We start from the raw sequence: 19,935 nt of genomic DNA, 5'->3' as shown, positions 1-19,935 counted from the left end.
GCACCTCCGCCCCGGCGTCACCCCTCGCCGCACACACCGCACCAGGGCAGCCGAACCAGCGTGTGGTGCGATGTCTCGAGGGTCGAGAGGTCCTGGAATAGCACCCGGCCGGCGAGCCTCGATGGCGTGTACGCCGAGAGCACCTTGAGGGCCTCCATCGCCGCGAGGTGGCCGAGCGCCTGCGCCATCGCGCCCGCGCGCGGCGGCGACGCGCGCCCGACGGCCGGCGCGCGCGCCGCGAGCGGCGGGTTGAGCGCCTCGGCCGCCGCGCACGCCCGGCACGCCGTCTTCCCCGGGACCACGAGCGGGCCGAGGACCGCGGTCGTCCCCGCGAGGTGCGCGAACAGCGAGGCGACCTGTGCGCGGTGCCCGAACCGCGCGACGCGCGCGAGCAGCTCCGCGTCGTCGCCGCGCGCCGTCGCGACGACGAGGTGAGGCCGCCCCTCCGGCGAGAGGAGGTCCCCCGCGTCGAGCGCCGCGGCGGGGCTCTCGTCCACCCGGCACCGCGGCGCGCGCTCGCGGATCAGCGCCGCCACGGCGCCCCGGCGGGGCGCGCCGAGCGCCGCCGGGCCGCGCGCCCTGAGCACCGCGGCGTCGCCCGGGCCGACCGCGCCGCCGTCGATCAGGCGGAGCGCGGAGATCCCCGCCTCGGCGAGCGCGAGGGCCGCCGCGGCGCCCCAGGGATCGAGGCCCACGACGAGCACGCGCGCGCTCGCCAGCCGCTCTGCCGCCTGCTCCGGGGCGGTCGACCACCCGCGGAGGAACTCGAGCTGCCCGCGGAGGCGCTCGCGATCCGGCGGCTCCGCCGCGTCGGGCGCCGGCTCGACGAGCCCGCGCGCCTCGAGCAGATCGAGCAGCGCCGTCACGCTCTCCCGCGAGTAGTCGGCGAGCGCCTCGACGATCGCCTCCCGGTCGCGCGACCCGTCGAGCAGCGGCGCCATCCGATCGAGGAACGCGCCCACGTCGGCGCCGGTGAGCTGGAAGGCGCCGAGATCGGATCGCAGGATGACCCCCGCGTCCGTGGGCGTGATGCTGGCCGAGCGGCTGAGTCGAATTCTGGGCATGGTGCTCTCCGATGCTCCCCGTTCAGCCGCGCTGGGCCCCTGCCAGGCCCTCGGCCGGCCCGGGCTGACCGATGCAGACGACGTACATGGCGTCCTCCTCGGCCGGGAGCGCGAGGAAGGCCTTGAGCTCGTCGTCATAGAAGCCGCCGATCGCCACCGGGCCGAGGCCCATGGCCGTCGCGACGAGGTAGAGGTTCTGGCCGAGGTGCCCCGCGTCGAGCCAGAGGAAGCGATAGCCGCGCTGGCCGTACTTCCACAGGGTGCGGAACGCGACCGCCGTGATGATGACAACGACGTTCGTGTTCAGGATCATGCCTTGATCCAGCGTCAGATCCTTGAGCGCGGCGTGCGCGAGGCCCTCCCGGCGCAGCTCGAGCTCGTGCGCGCGCGCGTCGTAATGATAGAGGCCGTCCGGGAGGTCCTCGACGGCCTGCGTCGCCACGTAGATCTCGAGCGGATAGCGCCCGCCGGCCGAGGGGGTCGGGCGATCGCAGCACCAGTCCCCGTCGATCTTCCGCGTCCCGCGGACGCCGTAGCTCGCGTGGAGGAGCCGCCCGAGCGCCTCCAGGGGCATCGGCCGGAGGGCGAAGTCGCGGATCGACCGCCGCCGCTCCAGCACCGCGCCGAGCGGCGCGTCGATCGCGAAGTCGCTCCCTGGCAGCGGCGTGCGCGCCGACCCGGGGTACGTGCGGAAGCGGAGCGGCTGGAGATCGCCGTCGAACGGCGGCTCGATCGGGCGCGCCCTCACGTGGGAGGACTGGAGGTGGTAGAGCCGCGCGACGTCCGCCTCTTTGCTCCTTGCCATGGTGTCCTCGCTCAGGCCATCGGGTGAGGGTCGGGGTTGATCCCGCGGGAAGCCAGCGAGCGCAGGCGCGGATTGCCGAGCCGCGCGAGCTCGTGGCCGAAATGGATCTGCTGGAAGTCGGGCCCGAGGGCCCGGGCGACGCGGAAGGGGGTCGCGACGAGATCGGGCGAGGTCACGTCCACGATCGCGATGCGCAGCCCCGCGGCTTGCACGCGCCGGGCGAGCTCGGACAGCGAGGTGTGCTCGGGCTCCTCGAGCTCGGCGGCGGTCACCGTGCCGCCCTGGCGGAGGAAGGCGAAGGCCGCGGCCCGGTCCGGGGGGACGTAGTAGAGCGCATGATCCTCCAGCGTGCGCACGTCCTCCGGCCGCTCGGGGATGGCGAGCGCCACGTCCTTCATCAGGCGGGAGACGTAACGGACGGTCTGCCCCTGCTCCAGGACGGCTTTCCTGAGCGCGGTGAGGGGGCTCAGGTGGGCGGAGATCGAGACCATCGCGCCGGGCCAGCGCTTGCCGTCCCCGTATCCCACGCACATGACCACGGGGACCGCGATGCCCGCGTCGAGCAGATACAGCTCGATCCGGGCGCCGTGCTCCTCGAGCTGCCGCGCGACCTCGTGCACCTCGGCGTCGACGGCGTCGTCGGGCAAGATCCGCTGCCCTGGCCGGCGAGCGAGCCACGAGATCATGAAGGCGTCGCGCTCGATGAGCTCGAGCGCGGCCCCCAGCGACGCCGCCTCCAGCGTCGGCCCGGCGGCGAGCCCGTTCGAGGTCACCTGGCAGAAATGGGCGCCGGGCCCGGCGCAGTAATCGAAGTAGGTCGGGAGCGCCGGCACGTACACGGGCTCACGGGTGTCGAGCCACCACCCGAGGACCCATTCGATCGGCGTGGCCGGGTCGAGCCGCGCGAAGGGGAACCCGGGGCGGGCGTACTGCGCCTCGTCGTAAGGACAGAGCCGCTCCGGAGCGATGAAGTCGCCCTTCATCTCGGCGACCGGGCAGCGGAGCAGCTCCTCCTTGTTGAAGAGCCCGGCGGAGTAGCGCTCGACCGCCTCGCCCGTCGCCCTGATCAGCGCGTCGATGGCGGTGGTGCCCTTTCCGGTGCCGACCTGGGGCTCATCCGAGGCGTGCGCGTGCGTCGAAACGTCGGCTGTGTTGCTGAGGATGGCGGTGGCGATGAGCGGCGTCTCCGGGGCGAGCGCCGGGCTCATCGCGCCCAGCCTGAGGTGCTGGACGATCCCCGCCCGCGCATCGACGACGCCGGCCAGGAGCCGGCGGAGCTCCGCCGGATCGCGCGCGTCGCGCAGGCGCGCGCGCGGGCCCCTCGGGGCCCGCCCCGCGCGCAGGGCGTCGGCGGCGCCGCCGCAGACCGGGCACCAGGGCATCTGCAGGACGGCGTGGAGCGAGGCCTCGAGGTCGACGAGGTTCTGGACGACGAAATGGCCGGCGAGCCGCGACGCGGCGCGGTTCACGAGCAGATCGATGGCCGCGAGCGCGACGGCGTGGCCCAGGAAAGCCGGCGTCGGCGCGAGGTAGGTGCGCGCGCGGCGCCCCGGGCGCCCGGCGAGGAGCGACGCCTGGAGCGCGAGATCGACCTCTCGCGTATCGCTGGTCGCGAGCCTCCGGAGGCGACAGCAGTTCCAGCACGCGGTCTCGCCCGGCACGACGGCCGGACCGATGACCGCCTCGAGCCCCTCGAGGTGCGCGCTGAGCGAGAGGATATTCGCCGCGTGAGCGAGGCGGGCGACGCCCTGAAGGACGAGGAGATCATCGCCCGGGACGCACGCGAGGATGAGATCCCAGCCGGTGTCCTCCTGGACGAGCAGGCCCTCTGCGGACGCGCGCAGCGCCCCGGGCGTGATCGCGCTGCCAGGCGCGATCCGCGACAGCGCGAGCGCGAGCGCGCGCGCGCGGTCCTCCCCGAGATCCGCCTCGGCGAACGGGCCGAGATCGTCCGCCGTGACCTCCCTGTCGTCGAGGACGTGGAGCGCGCCGACGCCCGCGGACGCGAGCTCGGTGGCCGCGACGGCGCCCCACGGCTCGAGCCCGACCACGAGGACACGCGAACGCTCGAGGCTCTCGTGCGCTTCCGGCGCAGGCGGGGCGGTCCCCTCAGGCGATGAAGCGGCGGTTGAAGAGCTGGGCAGTTGAATGGCCACGCGAGATCTCCAGGAAAGGGCAGCGCGGCGGCGCTCGACTGGCCCGCGCTGCGCCTTCAGCGAAGAGGTTCAATCCCGGCGCTCGAGGAGCGGCGCCCCAACAAGCCAGGAGAGGAAAACCGCAGGCGGACGGCGCGCGGGCTCGCTCGAGGAGGGTGAGCCCACGAAGACGGGAAGATGCCTTTCTTGAACCATCGAGCCCCTCGTCTCGCTCCGGCGCGCCGTCGAGCGGCGTCGCTGGCCTCGGGGGAGCTAGCGGCGACAGCCGCGACAGCCGCCGCAGCCGCCGCAGTGGCGACAGCCGCCGCAGCCGCCGCAGTGGCGACAGCCGCCGCAGCCGCCGCAGCCGCCGCAGCCGCCGCAGTGGTAGCTGGTCGGAATCGCCGTCTCCATCGCTTCCAGCCTGCTCGACAGTTCGTCGATGGCGTTGCGGATCTCCTTCACCAATACATCCAGATCCTTCGGTGCGACATTTCCGTTGTTTGAGTCACTCATCGCAGAGCCTCCCACGAGTAGATGAGGTGCGCAAAGGGTGTTCGTCAATCCGATGGCTCGTCGCCCATCGACGGACGTCGCTTGGATTCCCTGTCATCCAGGCCGCTTCATCCCGCGGGCGGCGCGAGCGGCTCGACCGCTCCACAGGGGTGCTCGCGAGCTCGCGTGTCTCTCGCATCCCATGAATGGCGGCTCTCCTGGCTGGCCCTGATCGCCGTCACGTCGACTGCGAAGGAGGCCGAGGCAACGTCGCGCGCGCTCTCCTGTACTCGCGCCTTGTGCGCGATCCGGCGCGCCGCTGTTGCTTCCTGGATAGGCTCGTTTGCCAAGCTCGTCTGTGTCCTGGGGCGGTCATCCGCTCAGGCCGGCGCGCCGCGGGGGCGTGTCGAGGACGGACGGCCTCGGTCGCGTGGTCCCGCGCTGACCGAACAACCCTGGAGTACGCGGCACGTGTGCGCGCGCGCATCCAGCGGGCGATGGCCGCGGCCTCATTGAATTGCCTCTTGGCCCCTTCTTCCGGTACCGGGCCCGCCTCTCTTGGGCGCGCGCGCCCCTCAGCAAAGGATTGTCATGTACCGTACTTCGCTCGGACTGGCGATAGGTGGCCTCTCTTCGTTTATCTTTGCTTCGTCAACATGGCTCGCAGGCTGCGGCGCCGACGAGCGCTCGTCGCCTCACGCCCTCATCGAGGTGGGGTGTGCGGGCTGCGTCGTACTCGAGGGAGGTACGGTGTTCGACGGCGCGCGCGCGGCCAGGGCGACGGTGGTGATCGAGGGCGACCGCGTGAAGCAGGTCGTCTTCGACGAGCGCGGCGTCGAGGTCGCGGGCGGCGAGGTCGTCGACGTCACCGGAAAGACGGTGCTCCCCGGGCTGATCGACCTCCACGTGCACTCGCTCAGCGTCGCCGGGCCATATGCGTATCACGACGGCGACCTCCACCTGGAGGACCACACGAAGGCGATGCTCCGGTCGGGCGTCACCTCGTACCTCGACCTCGGCTCGTCCCAGCACGTCATCTTCGAGCAGCGCGCGCGCGCCCGCGCCGGCGAGGTCCTCGCGCCGCAGGTCTTCGCCGCCGGGCCGCTGCTCACGGCGACGGGCGGCCACCCCTGCGCTCTCGGCAGCCCGCCCGGCGACTTCTGCCGCTTCATCGACTCTCCCGCCGACGTCGACGAGGCCTTCGACGCGCTGCTCCCGGACGCCCCCGACGTCATCAAGATCGTCCTCGAGTCGGGGGGATCGCAGCCGCTCCCGCGCCTCTCCTCCGATTCCGTCGCGGCCATCGCGCACGCCGCCGGGGCCGCGGGCGTCGGCGTCATCGCCCACGCGACCGAGGCCGCCGACATCGAGGTCGCGCTCGACGGCGGCGTGACGCGCTTCGCGCACATCCCCGATCAGGACCTCATCTCGCCCGAGCTCGCGCGCCGGATGGCCGCCGCGGGGGCGGTCGTGATCCCGACCCTCGCCGTGATGGACGGGCTCTACCGCGCGGCCCACGGCGCGCTCGCCGAGCTCGACGATCCTGCCCTCGGCGACGACGTGCCCGCCGACGTGATCGCCGCCCTGCGCGACCCGTCGCTGCTCGCGGACATGAGGACAGCCCGCTACAAGCAGCTCGTGACGGAATGGCGCGCGCACGCGGCGGCCAACCTCCTCACCTGCTACCGCGCCGGGGTCACCATCGCCGCCGGCTCCGACGCCGGCAACCCCGCCGTCTTCCACGGGCTCGCCCTTCGTCGCGAGATCGCGCTCCTCGTCGAGGCCGGGATGACGCCGGCCGACGCGCTCGCCGCCGCGACGCGCACGGCCGCGGACGTGCTCGGGCGGCCCGATCTCGGGCGCATCGAGGAAGGGGCCATCGCGGACGTGCTCGTCGTCGACGGCGATCCGCTCGCCGACGTCGGGGCGCTCGAGCGGGTCGCGCGCGTCTACAGAGCGGGCGTCCTCCTCGATCGCGACGCGCTCGCGCTGCCCCGCGGGACGAGCCTCGCGACGCAGCCGCGGACCGGCGCCGGCCCCGGCGCGACGTGCCTCGCCGCGCCCGAGTGCGGCGACGCGCTGTCGTGCAGCCCGGATCAGCGCTGCGCCGCGATATGCGACGGCCCCTCGGCCTGCGCGCCGGGCAGCGCGTGCCTCCTCGACGGCGGCTCGCCCACGGGCGGCTCCTGCGCGGAGGGCGACGGCTGCGACCTCTTCGCGCAGGACTGCGCGAACGGCGCCGCGTGCGTGTTCCTTGGCAACGGCGCGACGTCGTGCTGGTACGCGGGCGCGGGCTCGGGCGGGCAGCCGTGCGACGGCCTCTACGCCTGCGCGCCCGGCAGCGTGTGCGACGAGGCGTCGATCACGTGCAAGGACCTCTGCGATCCGCGCGGCGAGCGCGCCGCGGCGTGCCCGGGCGGCGGCAAGTGCGTCGACCGCTCGGCGATCGCGGGGCTCCCCGTGGGCGTCTGCGAGTAGGCCGATCCGGGCGCGGCGCGGGGCCTCGTCGCCGCGCCGCGCGACGCGCGGCGGCGGGTCGCCCGTCGGCCCGCCGCGCGCCGCGTCGCGCCGCGCTCAGCGCGACGCGAGCAGCCAGGCGATCACGCTCCCCAGCGTGAAGAACAGGATGCCCGCGCCGGCGAGCACGGCGCGCGACGTCCGCCGCTCGAGGAAGCTGGCGGCGGCCTTGAGGCTGGCCGGCGCGGAGATGCTGAGCCGGTCCGGCGCGCTCATCCTCTGGAGCGCGGCGTCCAGCGCCACGACCACGGCGCGCGCGTGGGGGAAGCGGTCGTCCGGGTCCTTCGCGAGCAGGCGCATCACCACCGCCTCGAGCGCGGGCGGCACGACGACACCAGGGGAGCGCTCGGCGATCGGCGGCGGCGGGGTCGCCCGGTGCTGCGCGAACAGCGCCGGGGGATCGACGGCCGTGAAGGGGTGCTTGCCCGCGAGCATCTCGTACAGGATCACGCCGAGCGCGTAGAGGTCGGCGCGCCGGTCGACCGAGCGCATGCCGAGCGCCGCCTCGGGCGCCATGTACGCCACCGTGCCGAGCAGCACCCCGGCGTTCGTCAGCGACCGGCGCGAGCCGTCGTCGGTGGTGAACGCGAACTGCTCGACCGGCACCTTCGCGAGGCCGAAATCGATGAGCTGGACGCGCTCCTCCGGCCCGTCGAGCACCATCACGTTGAGCGGCTTCACGTCCCTGTGCACGATGCCCATGTCGTGCGCCGCGTTCAGGCCGGTCGCGAGCTGCCGCGCGATGTTCGTGGCGCGGAGCGGCGGGACCGGCCCCTGGTCGATGAGCTTGCGCAGCGTGACGCCGCGGATGAACTCCATCACCATGAACCACGCGCCGTCGTCGAGCTGGTTGATCTCGTAGACCGCCGCGACGTTGGGGTGGAAGATGTGACGGCCGGCGATCGCCTCGCGCTCGAAGCGCTCGATGAGCTCCGGCAGCTCCTCGGCGTCCGGGTGGAGCACCTTGACGGCCACGTCCTCGCCGGTCGCGAGCTTCGTCGCGCGGAAGACGGCGGCGATGCCGCCCATCGCCACGAGCTCCTCGATGCGGTAGCGGTGGACGAGCGTGCGTCCGATGAGCGCCATCGCCCGCTCGTGCGCCGCGTCGCTCGCCTTGCCCCCGGCGATGAACACGGACCCGCTCATGCGGCTGCGCCTCCGGGCCGAGTCGCCCGCGCGCCGCGCCGGCGCACGGCGCGCAGGACAGCGCCGTGCCCGCGAGGCGCCTCGCGGCGGCACGGCGATTCCACCCTGGCTGACATCGTGCGCTCAGACACCCGGCGCCCGAGGGTAGCGCCCCTCCGGGTCCAGCGCCATCGTCCCGGTCGGGCCTCGGGACGGACGCGAGCTCGTGCGCGCCGCTGCGAGCGAGCGCCCGCGAGCGCCGAGGCTGGAGCTCTCGGGCCCCGCGTGCGCCACGTCGCCAAGGGGCCTGTGGCGGCAGAGCTCGCGGCACCGTGGCGGCACAGTGAACGAGAGGCGCTGTCCGTCGAGGTGCAGAGTCGCGCTCCCGGGCGAGATACGGAGTCGCGCCGTCGCCCCGATCCGGCCGCGCGCCGCCCGCCCGCCCGCTGCCCTGGACCACCTCTCGGCAGATCCCGCGATGTCATCGCGATCCGGCGCCGGCGGACGGCGCTCGCGGCGCGCGCGGTGCGTCCACCGATCTGCCACGAACACCCCACATCCGCGCCTGTCGTGCGCGGACGAACGCGGCCCACGCGACACGTCAAGTTCCCAGATGCGTTTTCTCGACGGGCTCGTGTACCCTGTATGGGTGGAGGTTTCCATGCAGAGCACAATGCGTCGCACCGTTCTCCTCGCGGTCTTTTCCGGGCTGGCCGTGGCAGCTTGCTCCTCGCCGGACGCGTCGAGCCTCTTTGTCAGCGGCGGGACGGGGCCGGGGAGCACGGCGTCGTCGGGGGGAGGCGAGGGCGGCGCGCCGGGCGAGGGCGGTGGCGGGGGCGCACCGGGTGAGGGCGGCGGCGGCGCAGGCGCAGGCGGCATGGGCGGCGCCGGCGGCGAGGGGCCTGTCATCGTGGATCCTCCGGTGTGCGGCGAGACCTATGTCGACTGCGACGCGGACGCCGAGAATGGCTGCGAGGTCAACGTGATGGGCGACGCCCTCCACTGCGGCACCTGCCCCGTCGCGTGCCGGGGCACGTGTCAGGAGGGGACCTGCGTCCCCACCCGGGTCCTCGCCACCGGGCAGCAAGACCCGCTGTACATCGCGGTTGCGGGCGGCGACGTGTTCTGGACCAACGGGGACGAGGGCGCCGTCATGCAGTGGTCGCACGAGAGCGACGAGGTGAGCGTCATCGCGTCCGATCAGGTCGACCCGGCGGGCATCAAGGCCGACGCGACGCACGTCTTCTGGGTCAGCCAGGGGCGGCGCGACCCGTACACCGGCGCGGTGATGCGGTGGCGGCGCGGGAGCGACGAGGCGCCGGTCGCCCTTGCCGCAGCGCAGAGCGCGCCCTTCGGCGTCGCGCTCGACGACGAGTTCGTCTACTGGACGAACCGCGAGGGCGGCGGCGCCGTGGTCCGCGCGCGGAAGGACTCGGACGGCAACGGCCCGTTCGTCAACATCTGGCGCGGCGCGGGGTCGCCCCACGGCGTCGCCGTCGACGACACCCATGTTTACTGGACCGTCCTCCCCCTGAACGGCGACACGGGCAGCGTCATGGCCGCACCCAAGGACTCCACGGGCGACGCGCGGCCCACCAAGATCGCGGACATGCAGGGCAACGTGCGCGAGATCGCGCTCGACGCGAACCACGTCTACTGGACGACCGGCAGCACGGGCAACGTGATGCGCGCGCCCAAGGTCGGCGGGCAGGGGGAGGTCACCGCGCTCCTGACCGAGCTGCCGAACCCGCGGGGCATCGCCGCCGACAGGACCGGCGTTTATGTGACCGACCCCGAGTCGGTGAACATCATCAAGATATGGCCGAACGGCGTCGTCGGGGCGTTCGCCGCGCGGGAGGCGTCGCCTTATGGAATCGCGCTCGACGCGGAGCGCGTCTACTGGACGAACGGGCTCGGCTCGAACGGCACCATCGAGAGCGCTCTGAAATAGCGATCCCGCCCAATGCGGCCCAGGGCCGGGGCGTGCTACAAGCTCGCCCCGTGCTGCTCGAGACGTTTCCCGTCGGTCCGCTGGGGTGCAACTGCTCGATCCTCGTCGATCCTGCCAGCAAGGGCGCGGTGGTCATCGATCCCGGCGGCGACTTCGACGCGATCCGCGCCCGCCTCGAGCGGGCCGGGGCGAAGGTCGCGGCCATCGTGCACACGCACACCCATATCGATCACGTCGGCGCCACGGCGCCGCTCCAGCGCTGGTCGGGCGCGGCCGCGCGCATTCACGAGGCCGATCGCTTCCTTTACGACATGCTCCCGGAGCAGGCGGCGTTCCTCGGCATCGCGACGCCGGAGCGGTGCGAGATCGACGGCGACCTGAACGACGGCGCGGTGGTGAAGGCGGGCGGGCTCGATCTTCACGTGCTCCACACGCCGGGGCACACGCCCGGCAGCGTGTCGTTCCTTGTCGCGTCGCCGGCGGGCGCGGTGGCGTTCACCGGGGATACCCTCTTCCGGCGCAGCATCGGCAGGACGGACCTGTGGGGCGGCGACGCGCGGGCGATCGTCTCGTCCATCCGGGGCAAGCTGCTCACGCTCGACCCGTCGACGCGGGTCGTGACCGGACACGGCCCTTCCACGACGATCGGCGAGGAGCGCGACAGAAATCCTTATGTGAGGGCGTGACGCCCCGCCCGCGCTCGCGCGGTTGAGCCGCCGGCGAGGCGAGCTCGTGCGTTGCAGACGGGCGCAGTCGTCCCCACGGCGCGCAGGTGGCGCGCGCATGGAACGAACCGTTGCGCTGGCGCGTGCCCGGCTGGAGCAGCCCGCACGCCGGCGCGGTCTTTCCGCGAGAAAGTGCTTGCATCCTGCCAGGATTCTTCTGAAAAATGCCGTACGGCGAGAGCAGCGTCGGCGTCCCTGAGCCGGTCGACCGCTGTCCGTCGCGGAAGTCGAGCACGATGAGCACCGAAAGCGCGCCGGTCACGAAGGTCGATCTGGAGATCCTCCCCACGCAGCATCCTCTCGGCGACGCGGAGCGCGCGCAGCGCATGCAGAGCCCCGGCTTCGGGCGCGTGTTCACCGAGCACATGGTCGCGATCCCGTACTCGGCGGACAGGGGCGGCTGGCTCAGGGGCCAGCTCAGGCCGTACGCGCCGATCACGCTGGATCCGGCGGCCATGGTGCTGCACTACGGTCAGGCGATCTTCGAGGGGTTCAAGGCCTACCGCCAGCCGGACGGGCGCATCAAGACGTTCCGGCCGGAGGCGAACGCGCATCGCTTCAACAGCTCTGCTCGGCGGCTGGCGATGCCGGAGATGCCGGTCGAGCTGTTCGTGGGCTCCGTCGACGCCCTGATCCGTCAGGATCGCGCGTGGGTGCCCGCGGCGGTGGGCGAGAGCCTGTATGTTCGTCCGCTGATGTTCGCGACCGAGACGGCGCTCGGGGTGCGTTCCTCGCGCGAGTACGATTTCGTGGTCATCGCGTCTCCTGCCGGCGCGTATTTCCCCCAGGGCGTGAAGCCCGTGACGGTCTGGATCTCCGAGGATTTCGTCAGGGCGGCGCCGGGCGGCACGGGCGCGGCGAAGTTCGCCGGCAACTACGCGGCGAGCCTGCTCGCGCAGATGAACGCGGCGGCCGAGGGGTGCGCGCAGGTGGTCTGGCTCGACGCGGTCCAGCGCCGGTATGTCGAGGAGATGGGCGGAATGAACATCTTCTTCGTCTACCAGGAGGGTGGCCGCACCGTGCTCGTGACGCCCGAGCTGACAGGCACGCTTCTTCCTGGCATCACCCGCGACAGCATCATCCAGCTCGCCCGTGATTTCGGTCATGGCGCCGAGGAGCGCAAGGTCACCTTCGACGAGTGGCGCGCTGCCGTGCAGGACGGCCGCATGACCGAGGCGTTCGCGTGCGGCACGGCCGCGGTGATCACGCCCATCGGCGCCGTGAAGTCCCGCGAGGGCACCTTCGCCATTCACAACAACGAGACGGGCCCCGTGGCGGCGCGCCTCCGCGAGGCCCTGCTCAACATCCAGCACGGCCTCGCCCCCGACACGCACGGCTGGATGCACGACGTCACCTGACGAGCCCCTGTCCACCTCGCGGACCGCAGGCCCCCTCCGCGGGGGCCGGGCCTCACGGAAGATCGGAAGGGCCTACTCGGCCGTCTGTGCCTTCTTGGACTTCGCCGACATCCCGTACTCGTGCAGCCGGTACTGGATGGTTCGAATGCTGATGTCCAAGAGCTCCGCCGCGCGCGTCGTCGACCCGTTCGTCGCCTCGAGCGTCGACAGGATGGCGTACCGCTCGATCTCCGCCATGGTCGCCCCCGGTACCCTCAGCGCCCCCTTGGCGACCGGCGCCGCGTCGATCGGCAGGTGCTCCGCGTCGATCCGCGTGTCGTCGCAGAGCACGACGGCCCGCTCGATCGCGTTCTCGAGCTCGCGCACGTTCCCCGGCCACCGGTGCGCCACGAGCTTCGCCCGCGCCTGATCGGTGAACCCCTCGATCTTGCGATGGTTCTCGGCGGCGAACCGCCGCAGGAAATGGTTCGCCAGCAGCAGCACGTCCGTGTCCCGCACGCGCAGCGGCGGCATGTCGATGTGGACGACGTTGAGCCGGTAGTAGAGGTCCTCCCGGAACCGCCCCTCCTGCACCGCCGTCACGAGATCGCGGTTCGTCGCCGCGATGAGCCGCACGTCGACCGACACGGTCTCGTTCCCGCCCACGCGCTCGAACGTCCTCTCCTGGAGCACCCGGAGCAGCTTCACCTGCGTCGCGGGCGCGATCTCGCCGACCTCGTCGAGGAACAGCGTCCCCCCGTGCGCCTGCTCGAACCGCCCGATACGCCGCCTGTCCGCGCCGGTGAACGCCCCGCGCTCGTGCCCGAACAGCTCGCTCTCCAGGAGCGACTCCGCGAGCGCCGCGCAGTGCAGCGTCACGAACGGCGCCTTCGCGCGCGGCCCCTTCGCGTGGATCGCGCGCGCGAGCTCGCCCTTGCCGGTGCCGCTCTCGCCGGTGATGAGCACCGTCGCCCGCGCGCCCGCCACCTGCCGGGCCATCCGGTAGACCTTCTGCATCGCCGGGCTCGCCCCGATGAGCCCCTCCACGCCCTCGCCCTCGCGCTCCCGGAGCTGCCGGCGCAGGTTCTCCGCCTCGACCCGGAGCGCGCTCCGCTCCAGCGCCCGCTCGATCGAGAGGAGGAGCGCGTCGAAGTCGACGGGCTTCGTCAGGTAATCCTCGGCCCCCGCCCGCATCGCCTGCACCGCCGAGGCCACGTCCCCGAACGCCGTCACGACGATCACCGGCAGCGCCGGATCCTGCTCGCGGAGCTTCCCGAGCAGCGCCATCCCGTCCATCTTCGGCATCTTCAGGTCGGTGACGACGACGTCCGGCGGCCGCTCGGCCGCGAGCTCGAGCGCCTCGGCGCCGTCGCCGGCCGCGTCGACGGCATAGCCCTCCTGTCGCAAGAGCTTCTCCAGCCCCGAGCGCGCGCTCGCCTCGTCGTCCACGACGAGCACCCTGGAGCTCTGTCTCTTCTCGGCGTTCATGTCGTCCCTTCCGAAGACCGCCGGAGGATACCGCGCCTGTGGGGCGTCGCGACCCTCCTCCGACCGCAGCGCGTCAGGGCGACAGGCAAGCACCGCCCCGAGGGCGACGCAAGACCCGCGCCCGGGGCGCGCGCCGCGCGCGTGGTTCGCGCGTGGGCTTGCGCGGCTTGCGCCTGACTCGCGTGCCTCGCGCGGTCCCAGGGACGACGGCGCGCCGTCAGCGGCTGTCTGTGTTGTCGACGTTCTGGTGGATGCCGGCGCCCAGGTCGGCCAGCTCCTCGGCGAGCAGGACGGTGAGATCGTCCGCTGTGACGATGCCGGTCACCTTGCCGTCGTAACGAACGATCGGCAGCCGCCGGACGCCGCGCTCGCGCATCAGGCGGAGCGCCGTCTCGATGCTGTCGGTCTGCTGGAGCGTCGTCGGGTCGTAGGTCACGATGTCGGACACCAGCGTCCTTTCGGCCTCGCGCGCGTCGGCCATCACCCGCACCACGAGATCGCGATCGGTGAGGATGCCAATGGCGCGCGCGCCCTGCGTGACGACCACGCACCCGACGCGGAAGTCGCGCATCCTGCGCGCGACGGCGGAGGCGGTCTCGGTGAGCTCGGCGCTCACGGCGCCATGTTCAAAGCGGCTGAGGGACATGCCCTGAACTCTGCACGACCCGCGCCAGCCGGGCGGCCTGGCTCCTCCGCGCATGGCCCGGCGCGCGCGGCGCCCTCGCCGGCCTCGCGGGCCGGCGTTCGACGCGAAAATCACGGAAGGGAGCGGGGAATGGCCAGAGCCGGAGGGGACCGGAGAGGCGCACGCCGCAGCGGTTGCACGCCGGCGCAATCGGTTCGCCGGGACCGGCGCGCCGGCCGCCGGCTCAGCAGCGGGGAGGGGAGGACAGAGCAGGCTGCGCGCGCGCCGCGCCCGAGAGCGCCGCCGCCACGGTGGAGCGGAGCTCGGCGCTCAGGGCGGTGTAGTCGACCGGCTTCGTGTGGACCACCGCCGCGGGCTCGAAGCCCCGCCCGAGCCGCGCCACGAGCTCGGGATAGCCGGTGAGCAGGAACAGCGGGAGACCGGGCCTGAGCGACCTCGCGAGGCGCGCGACGGCGATGCCGTCGGCGTGGGGCATCCGGAAGTCCGTCACGAGGATGTCGGGGACCGGCGCCCGGGCGAGCCGCGCGAGCGCGAGCGCGCCGTCCGTGGCCAGCTCCACCCGGAACCCGTCGTCCTCGAGAAGGCGCGCGAGGAGGCGGGCGGTGCGGGCATCATCGTCCACGAGGAGGATCAGCGGCTGTTGGTTGCTGAGCGGTTCCACGCCGGGCGATCCTCCAATTTACGTGCCAGCGCGAAGGATCTCGTGTGGGCGCGGGAGCTCAGGCGGAGAGGCGGATCGGCAGCGTCACGCGGAACAGCGTCTTCCCCGGACGGCTCTGGAACTCGATGGTCCCCTCGTGATCGGTGATGATGCGGTGCGCGATCGCGAGCCCCAGCCCGGTGCCGTTCGGCTTCGTCGAGTAGAACGGGTCGAAGATCGGCGCCTCCGGGTTCGCGATGCCGGGGCCGTCGTCCTCCACCTCGATGACGGCCTGGCGCGGCTGGCGCCGGGCGCGGAGCACGACCGTGCCGCCCTCGACCGGCGCCACCGCCTCGATCGCGTTGCGGAGGAGGTTCAACAGGACCTGCTCGATCTTGGCGGGATCGAGGTCGAGCACGATGTCGGTCGACGGCAGGTCGACCTTCACCTCGCCCTGCGCGCCGGCGCCGTCGGACGCGAGGGCGAGGCGGACGACCCGCTCGCACAGCGAGGCGACCGAGGTCGGCTTCACGACGAGCGGCTTCGGCCGGGCGAAGTCCAGGAACTCGCTCACCAGCACGGACAGCCGGCGGATCTCGTCGCGGACGACCTTGATCGCCTCCGCCGTGTCCGGGTCCCTCATGCCCGCGCGCGCGAGCCCCCGCTCGAGGAAGGTCACGTGGAGCTGCGCGCCGTTGAGCGGATTGCGGATCTCGTGCGCGAGGCCGGCCGCGAGCGTCCCCACCGCGGCGAGCTTCTCGCTCTGGCGCACGCGCGCGGCGAGCGCGTTCTCGTCGGTCGTGTCCTGCCCGATCGCGAACAGGACCACCTCGTCGTCCGCCGCGGAGGGCGCGTAGGCGAGCTGCCACCGCACGTCGCGGATCTTGCCGGCGCGCGTGCGCAGGCTGCTCTCCAGCAGATCGGGGTCGGCGCGGCGGCCCGCGGCCACCTCCTTCACGAGCGCGCCGTGATCCGCGTGGAGCTCCTCGGGCAGGAGCGTCTCGACGAACGGCATCCCGAGGATCTCCTCGCGCCCGAGCCCCGTGATCCGCTCGGCCTCCCGGTTGAACAGCCGCACGACCGCCTGCGCGTCGAGGCCCACGACGAGGACGCGCGCGAGCTCGACGGCGTTCTTGTACCGGTGCTCCGTGCGCGCGAGCGTGCGGCCGACCTCCTCCCGGTCCAGCCGCTCGGCGCGCTGCGCGCGCGCGAGGAAGTCGTCCCGGTACGTCTCCAGCATGATGGCGAGCTCGAGATCGATCACCTTGCTCGTCGCCGCCCGGATCGGGACCGCCTGCGCGCCGAGCTCGCTCGCGGCGATCTCGTCGAAGGCGATCCGGATGAGCGTCATCGCCGTGAACATGTAGTGCTGGGGCAGCCCGGCCCGGACGTGCAACCGCCCGATCTTCGCGGTCTCCTCGAAATACGCGTCGTCGTAGGGCCCGGTGAAGATGCGCGTCATCCAGCGGACGAGCGAGCCCTTGAGCCGCTCCACCTGCTCTTCCCCGGTGACGATCTCGTGGGCGCCCTCGTGCTCGCGGATGCGGTCGTAGAACTCGCCCGCGATGCGGGGGAAATGGGGCTCCGCGTGCGGGCGGAACGCGGCGAGCTGGCCCGCGTCGTCCTCGCTGAAGCGAACGTATCGCTTGATCTCGTCGAAGAGCGTCTCCTCCGCGGGCACGGCGCCGAGCCTACCACGAGCACACGTCCGCGGCGGCGGACCAGGACCTCGCGCGCTCGAGGATCGCCGCGAGCGCCGCGTCGTCCTCGCCGCCGCGCGCGACGAGCTCCGGCGAGCGCGGCGGCTCGTAGTCGAGGCCCGCGCCGGGGAGCGCGTCGATCGCGCCGGCGCCCGCCGAACGGTAGAGCCCCTTCGGATCGCGCTCCCGGCAGACCTCGGGAGAGACCTCCAGGTACACCTCGAGGAGCCGCGGCGCGAGCGCGCGGGCGCGCTCCCGGTAGGCGCGCCGGTGCGCCGTCGCCGCCACGATCGCGACGAGCCCCTTTCGCGCCATGAGCGCCGCGAGGCGCGCGAGGGTCTCGTAGAAATCGTCGCGCCCGCGCGGGTCGTAGCCCGGCCGCGGCACGATCGCCTCGCGCACCTCGTCGCCGTCGAGCAGGCAGCTCGCGCGGCCCTCGTCGAGGAGCACGCCGTGCACCCGCGCCGCGAGCGTCGACTTGCCCGACGCGGGGAGCCCCGTGATCCAGACGACCCCGCCGCTCACGCGAACACCCGCTCGGCGTCGTCCGGATCGAAGCGCTCGGCGTCGAGGGCGCGCTCCGCGAAGGCGAGCAGGGCGTCCCGCGCGCGCGGCGTCACCGCGGGGTACCAGCGGGGGTTGGCGAGCACGAGCGCCCGCCACGCGAGGAACGGCGCCGCCGCGTCGAGCACGCCCGCGGCGTCGCTCTCGTCGAGGTAGACCCGCCAGAGCCGCCGCCACAGCGCGCGGAAGGCGCCCTCCCACGCGCCGGGCGCGTCCAGCGCGAAGAAGACGTAGTTGATCGCCAGGCACGTGACGTCGTCCGCCGGATCGCCCTGCGAGCCGCGGCTCGTGTCGAGCAGCGTGAGCTGCGAGCGCTCGTTGAACACGATGTTGAACGGGTGGAAGTCGCCGTGCGTGCGCGCGAGCCGGTGGTCGCGGCCGCGGAGCTTCCACCGCCACGCGACGCAGCGCCGCTCGATGGCCTCCAGCCGCGCCGGCGGCGCGCCGGGCACGTCGTCCGGATAGCCGTCGATGATCCCGAAGATGCCCTCTCCGTGGCCGACGAGATCGCGCACCGCGCGGCGGTAGCTGCCCGGCTGCGCGCCGGGCGCCGCGTGGAGCGCGACGAGGTACCTGGCGAGCGCCTCGCAGCGCGCGAGATCCCGCGGCGTCGCGCGGCCCTCCGCCGCGATCCGGCGCAGATCCTCGGCGTAGACCTGCCCCTCCGCGTACGTGGTGAGCAGGTAGAACTCGCCCGCGTCGACGAGCGACAGGAACCGGCGGTCGCTGGTCAGCGTGCCGACGTCCACGATCTGGACGTGCGCCGGGATCGACCCGAACGTGTCGAACGCGAGCAGCATCTCCGCCGCGCGATCCGACCGCCTCTCGTGTCCGAACGTGTCCGCCGTCGAGGTGTGCAGGACCAGCCGCTGCGTCGCGCCGTCGCGCCGCGCCACCGTGATACGCCGCGGCACGCCGTACCCGGCGGCCTTCTCGGTGAGATCGTCGCGCGCGCTGTCCGGCCCCAGGGTGGTGACGTCCACCACGCGCGCGTCGGGCAACACGGCCTCGACGAGCTGGCGGACCGAGCCGAACGGGTCCGGCTCGGGCGACACGGGAGAGACGGACGAGACGGGTTGAGCGCTCTGGGGCTCCTCGGGGGGAGCGCGGTGACGTTCTGACGTGGCCATCGATCCGCGTGAATGGCAAGAAGCACGCCGCGCGCTGACGAGCCTGGTGTTGCAGGGCGGGCCGCGCCGGAGTCCGGCCTCGACGGCGCTGGCGTACGACGCGCGCGCGCGGGCGCGCCGCAGGACCTGCGTCCCCGCGCGATACGTGCGCCGCGCGAGGCAGGCTCAGCGCCTCGGGAGCTGACGGATGAGATGAGATGCGGAGACGCGCGCCAATCAGACGCTAGCAGACGCTAGCAGACGCTAGCAGACGCTAGAGCAACAAACGGGTTGAACCCGCCTGAAACGAGCAGAGCTTCGAACCGCCAGGACGCCAAGGACGCCAACACATTGTCTTCTTCTTGGCGTCCTTGGCGTCTTGGCGGTTCATTTCTCGCTAGCTCAACGGGATCGTTGTCCTGGCAGACGTCAGCGATGCGCCATCGGGCGGCGATCCAGGCGGGGGAGCGCCGCCCGGCGGGGCCCTACTTGGCCGCCGGCCACTGGTCCTTCGGGACGTCCTTGTAGACGTCCTCGACCTTGTGGAACCCGTCGGCGATCACCGTGGAGGCGAGGTTGCTCTTGTCCACGGCGATCGGCGCGATGAGCACGCTCGGGACGTCCTTCTTCCCGTTGTTGACCGTCTGCGTCTTCTCGCCGAGGTCCTCCTTCTTCGCCATCTTGATGGCGAGCTCGGCGGCCTTCTCGGCGAGCAGCTTGAGCGGCTTGTAGACCGTCATGGTCTGCGTGCCGGCCGCGATCCGCTGGCAGGCGGCGAGCTCGGCGTCCTGCCCCGAGACGACGACCTTGCCGGCGAGCTTCTGCTCGCCGAGCGCCTGGACGGCCGCGCCCGCGAGCCCGTCGTTCGAGGCCACGACCGCGGTGACGTTGTTGTTGTTCTTCGTGAGGGCGTTCTCCGTGATCTTGAGCCCCTCGACCGGCTGCCAGTCCTTGGCCCACTGGTCCGCCACGATCTTGATGTCGCCCTTGTCGATGAGCGGCTTCAGGATGTTCATCTGCCCTTCGCGGAAGAGCTTCGCGTTGTTGTCGGTCGGGGATCCGCCGATGAGCACGAAGTTCCCCTTCGGGTGCGTCTTGACGAGGCTCTCGGCCTGGAGCTCGCCCACGCGGACGTTGTCGAAGGACACGTAGAGGTCGAGGTCCGAGTCGAGGATCAGCCGGTCGTAGGCCATGACCGGCACGCCCTGCTTGTGCGCCGACTCGACGATGGTGGCCGTCGTCTTGGCGTTGTGGGGCACGACGACGAGGACGTCGACGCCCTGCGTGAGCAGGTTCTCGGCCTGCGAGTTCTGGAGGGCGTCGTCGCTGTTCGCGGACTGCACGAGCACCTGGGCCCCCAGCGACTCGGCCTTCGCCTTGAAGAGGTCGCGGTCGCGCTGCCACCGCTCCTCCTTGAGGGTATCCATCGAGAAGCCGATCGTGATCTTCTTCTTGTCAGTACCCTTGGTGTCCGCGCCCTTCGCGGCTTTTTCCTCTGTCTTGCCCGCGCCCACCTCGTTGCCCGGCTCCGGCTTCGAGCAGCCGGCCGAGAACGCGAGCGAGAGCAGCGCCATGAGAAAGGCAGAACGACGAATCAAGGTGACCTCCGCGTCAGATGAAGGGATGTGGGGGCT

16 protein-coding genes are annotated in these 19,935 nt (G+C 72.5%); 4 read left to right on the top strand and 12 right to left on the bottom strand.

Annotation, left to right across the window (positions count from 1 at the left end; translation table 11 throughout):
* Nucleotides 1-17: 17 nt before the first annotated feature.
* From WMF24_RS32025 to WMF24_RS32010, 4 genes are all read right to left on the bottom strand, one after another.
* The gene (locus tag WMF24_RS32025; RefSeq protein ID WP_437731221.1) at nucleotides 18-1,064 is read right to left on the bottom strand and encodes a TOMM precursor leader peptide-binding protein; all 1,047 of its coding nucleotides are present in this window, start codon (nucleotides 1,062-1,064) and stop codon (nucleotides 18-20) included.
* 22 nt (nucleotides 1,065-1,086) lie between these two features.
* Nucleotides 1,087-1,869 (bottom strand): SagB/ThcOx family dehydrogenase, encoded by a 783-nt coding sequence (locus tag WMF24_RS32020; protein WP_437731220.1) that lies wholly within the window; start codon nucleotides 1,867-1,869, stop codon nucleotides 1,087-1,089.
* An 11-nt stretch (nucleotides 1,870-1,880) separates the two neighbouring features.
* Nucleotides 1,881-4,025: a TOMM precursor leader peptide-binding protein gene (locus tag WMF24_RS32015; RefSeq protein ID WP_437731219.1), complete on the bottom strand. Its 2,145-nt coding sequence runs from the start codon at nucleotides 4,023-4,025 to the stop codon at nucleotides 1,881-1,883.
* Nucleotides 4,026-4,277: 252 nt separating this feature from the next.
* On the bottom strand, nucleotides 4,278-4,520 hold the full coding sequence (locus WMF24_RS32010; RefSeq protein ID WP_437731218.1) for a hypothetical protein: 243 nt from the start codon (nucleotides 4,518-4,520) through the stop codon (nucleotides 4,278-4,280).
* A gap of 729 nt (nucleotides 4,521-5,249) precedes the next feature.
* Between WMF24_RS32010 and WMF24_RS32005 the strand changes: the two genes are divergently transcribed.
* Complete coding sequence (locus WMF24_RS32005; protein ID WP_437731217.1) at nucleotides 5,250-6,977, top strand: amidohydrolase family protein; 1,728 nt, start codon at nucleotides 5,250-5,252, stop codon at nucleotides 6,975-6,977.
* Nucleotides 6,978-7,073: 96 nt separating this feature from the next.
* On the opposite strand, the gene WMF24_RS32000 is transcribed toward WMF24_RS32005, so the two are convergent.
* Nucleotides 7,074-8,162, bottom strand: a complete 1,089-nt coding sequence (locus WMF24_RS32000; RefSeq protein WP_437731216.1) for a serine/threonine-protein kinase — start codon at nucleotides 8,160-8,162, stop codon at nucleotides 7,074-7,076.
* 652 nt (nucleotides 8,163-8,814) lie between these two features.
* Between WMF24_RS32000 and WMF24_RS31995 the strand changes: the two genes are divergently transcribed.
* The 3 genes from WMF24_RS31995 (at nucleotide 8,815) to WMF24_RS31985 (ending at nucleotide 12,175) form a co-directional block, all read left to right on the top strand.
* A complete protein-coding gene (locus WMF24_RS31995) occupies nucleotides 8,815-10,092 on the top strand; it encodes a hypothetical protein (RefSeq protein WP_437731215.1) in 1,278 nt (425 codons plus the stop codon).
* A 32-nt stretch (nucleotides 10,093-10,124) separates the two neighbouring features.
* Entirely contained in the window at nucleotides 10,125-10,778 is a 654-nt protein-coding gene (locus tag WMF24_RS31990) for an MBL fold metallo-hydrolase (protein WP_437731214.1), read from the top strand.
* 275 nt (nucleotides 10,779-11,053) lie between these two features.
* Complete coding sequence (locus WMF24_RS31985; protein ID WP_437731213.1) at nucleotides 11,054-12,175, top strand: branched-chain amino acid aminotransferase; 1,122 nt, start codon at nucleotides 11,054-11,056, stop codon at nucleotides 12,173-12,175.
* 72 nt (nucleotides 12,176-12,247) lie between these two features.
* On the opposite strand, the gene WMF24_RS31980 is transcribed toward WMF24_RS31985, so the two are convergent.
* The 7 genes from WMF24_RS31980 to xylF all read right to left on the bottom strand — a co-directional run bounded on the left by WMF24_RS31980 (nucleotide 12,248) and on the right by xylF (nucleotide 19,875).
* Entirely contained in the window at nucleotides 12,248-13,642 is a 1,395-nt protein-coding gene (locus tag WMF24_RS31980; protein ID WP_437731212.1) for a sigma-54-dependent transcriptional regulator, read from the bottom strand.
* 217 nt (nucleotides 13,643-13,859) lie between these two features.
* Nucleotides 13,860-14,258 carry a CBS domain-containing protein gene (locus tag WMF24_RS31975; RefSeq protein WP_437731211.1) on the bottom strand — a complete coding sequence of 133 codons (399 nt, stop codon included), beginning with the start codon at nucleotides 14,256-14,258 and terminating at the stop codon, nucleotides 13,860-13,862.
* Nucleotides 14,259-14,511: 253 nt separating this feature from the next.
* The gene (locus WMF24_RS31970) at nucleotides 14,512-14,949 is read right to left on the bottom strand and encodes a response regulator (RefSeq protein WP_437731210.1); all 438 of its coding nucleotides are present in this window, start codon (nucleotides 14,947-14,949) and stop codon (nucleotides 14,512-14,514) included.
* Between the two features lie 58 nt (nucleotides 14,950-15,007).
* Nucleotides 15,008-16,609 carry a protoglobin domain-containing protein gene (locus WMF24_RS31965; protein WP_437731209.1) on the bottom strand — a complete coding sequence of 534 codons (1,602 nt, stop codon included), beginning with the start codon at nucleotides 16,607-16,609 and terminating at the stop codon, nucleotides 15,008-15,010.
* Nucleotides 16,610-16,619: 10 nt separating this feature from the next.
* Entirely contained in the window at nucleotides 16,620-17,153 is a 534-nt protein-coding gene (locus tag WMF24_RS31960; RefSeq protein WP_437731208.1) for an adenylyl-sulfate kinase, read from the bottom strand.
* Nucleotides 17,150-18,322: an aminoglycoside phosphotransferase family protein gene (locus WMF24_RS31955; protein WP_437731207.1), complete on the bottom strand. Its 1,173-nt coding sequence runs from the start codon at nucleotides 18,320-18,322 to the stop codon at nucleotides 17,150-17,152. The genes WMF24_RS31960 and WMF24_RS31955 overlap by 4 nt, the downstream gene beginning before the upstream one ends.
* Nucleotides 18,323-18,786: 464 nt before the next feature.
* Nucleotides 18,787-19,875 carry a D-xylose ABC transporter substrate-binding protein gene (gene xylF / locus WMF24_RS31950; protein WP_437738880.1) on the bottom strand — a complete coding sequence of 363 codons (1,089 nt, stop codon included), beginning with the start codon at nucleotides 19,873-19,875 and terminating at the stop codon, nucleotides 18,787-18,789.
* Between the last annotated feature and the right edge of the window lie 60 nt (nucleotides 19,876-19,935).

The organism is Sorangium sp. So ce1335 (genome assembly GCF_051521615.1).
Lineage (GTDB): Bacteria > Myxococcota_A > Polyangia > Polyangiales > Polyangiaceae > Sorangium.
This window is presented reverse-complemented; position numbering and strand designations above follow the sequence as displayed.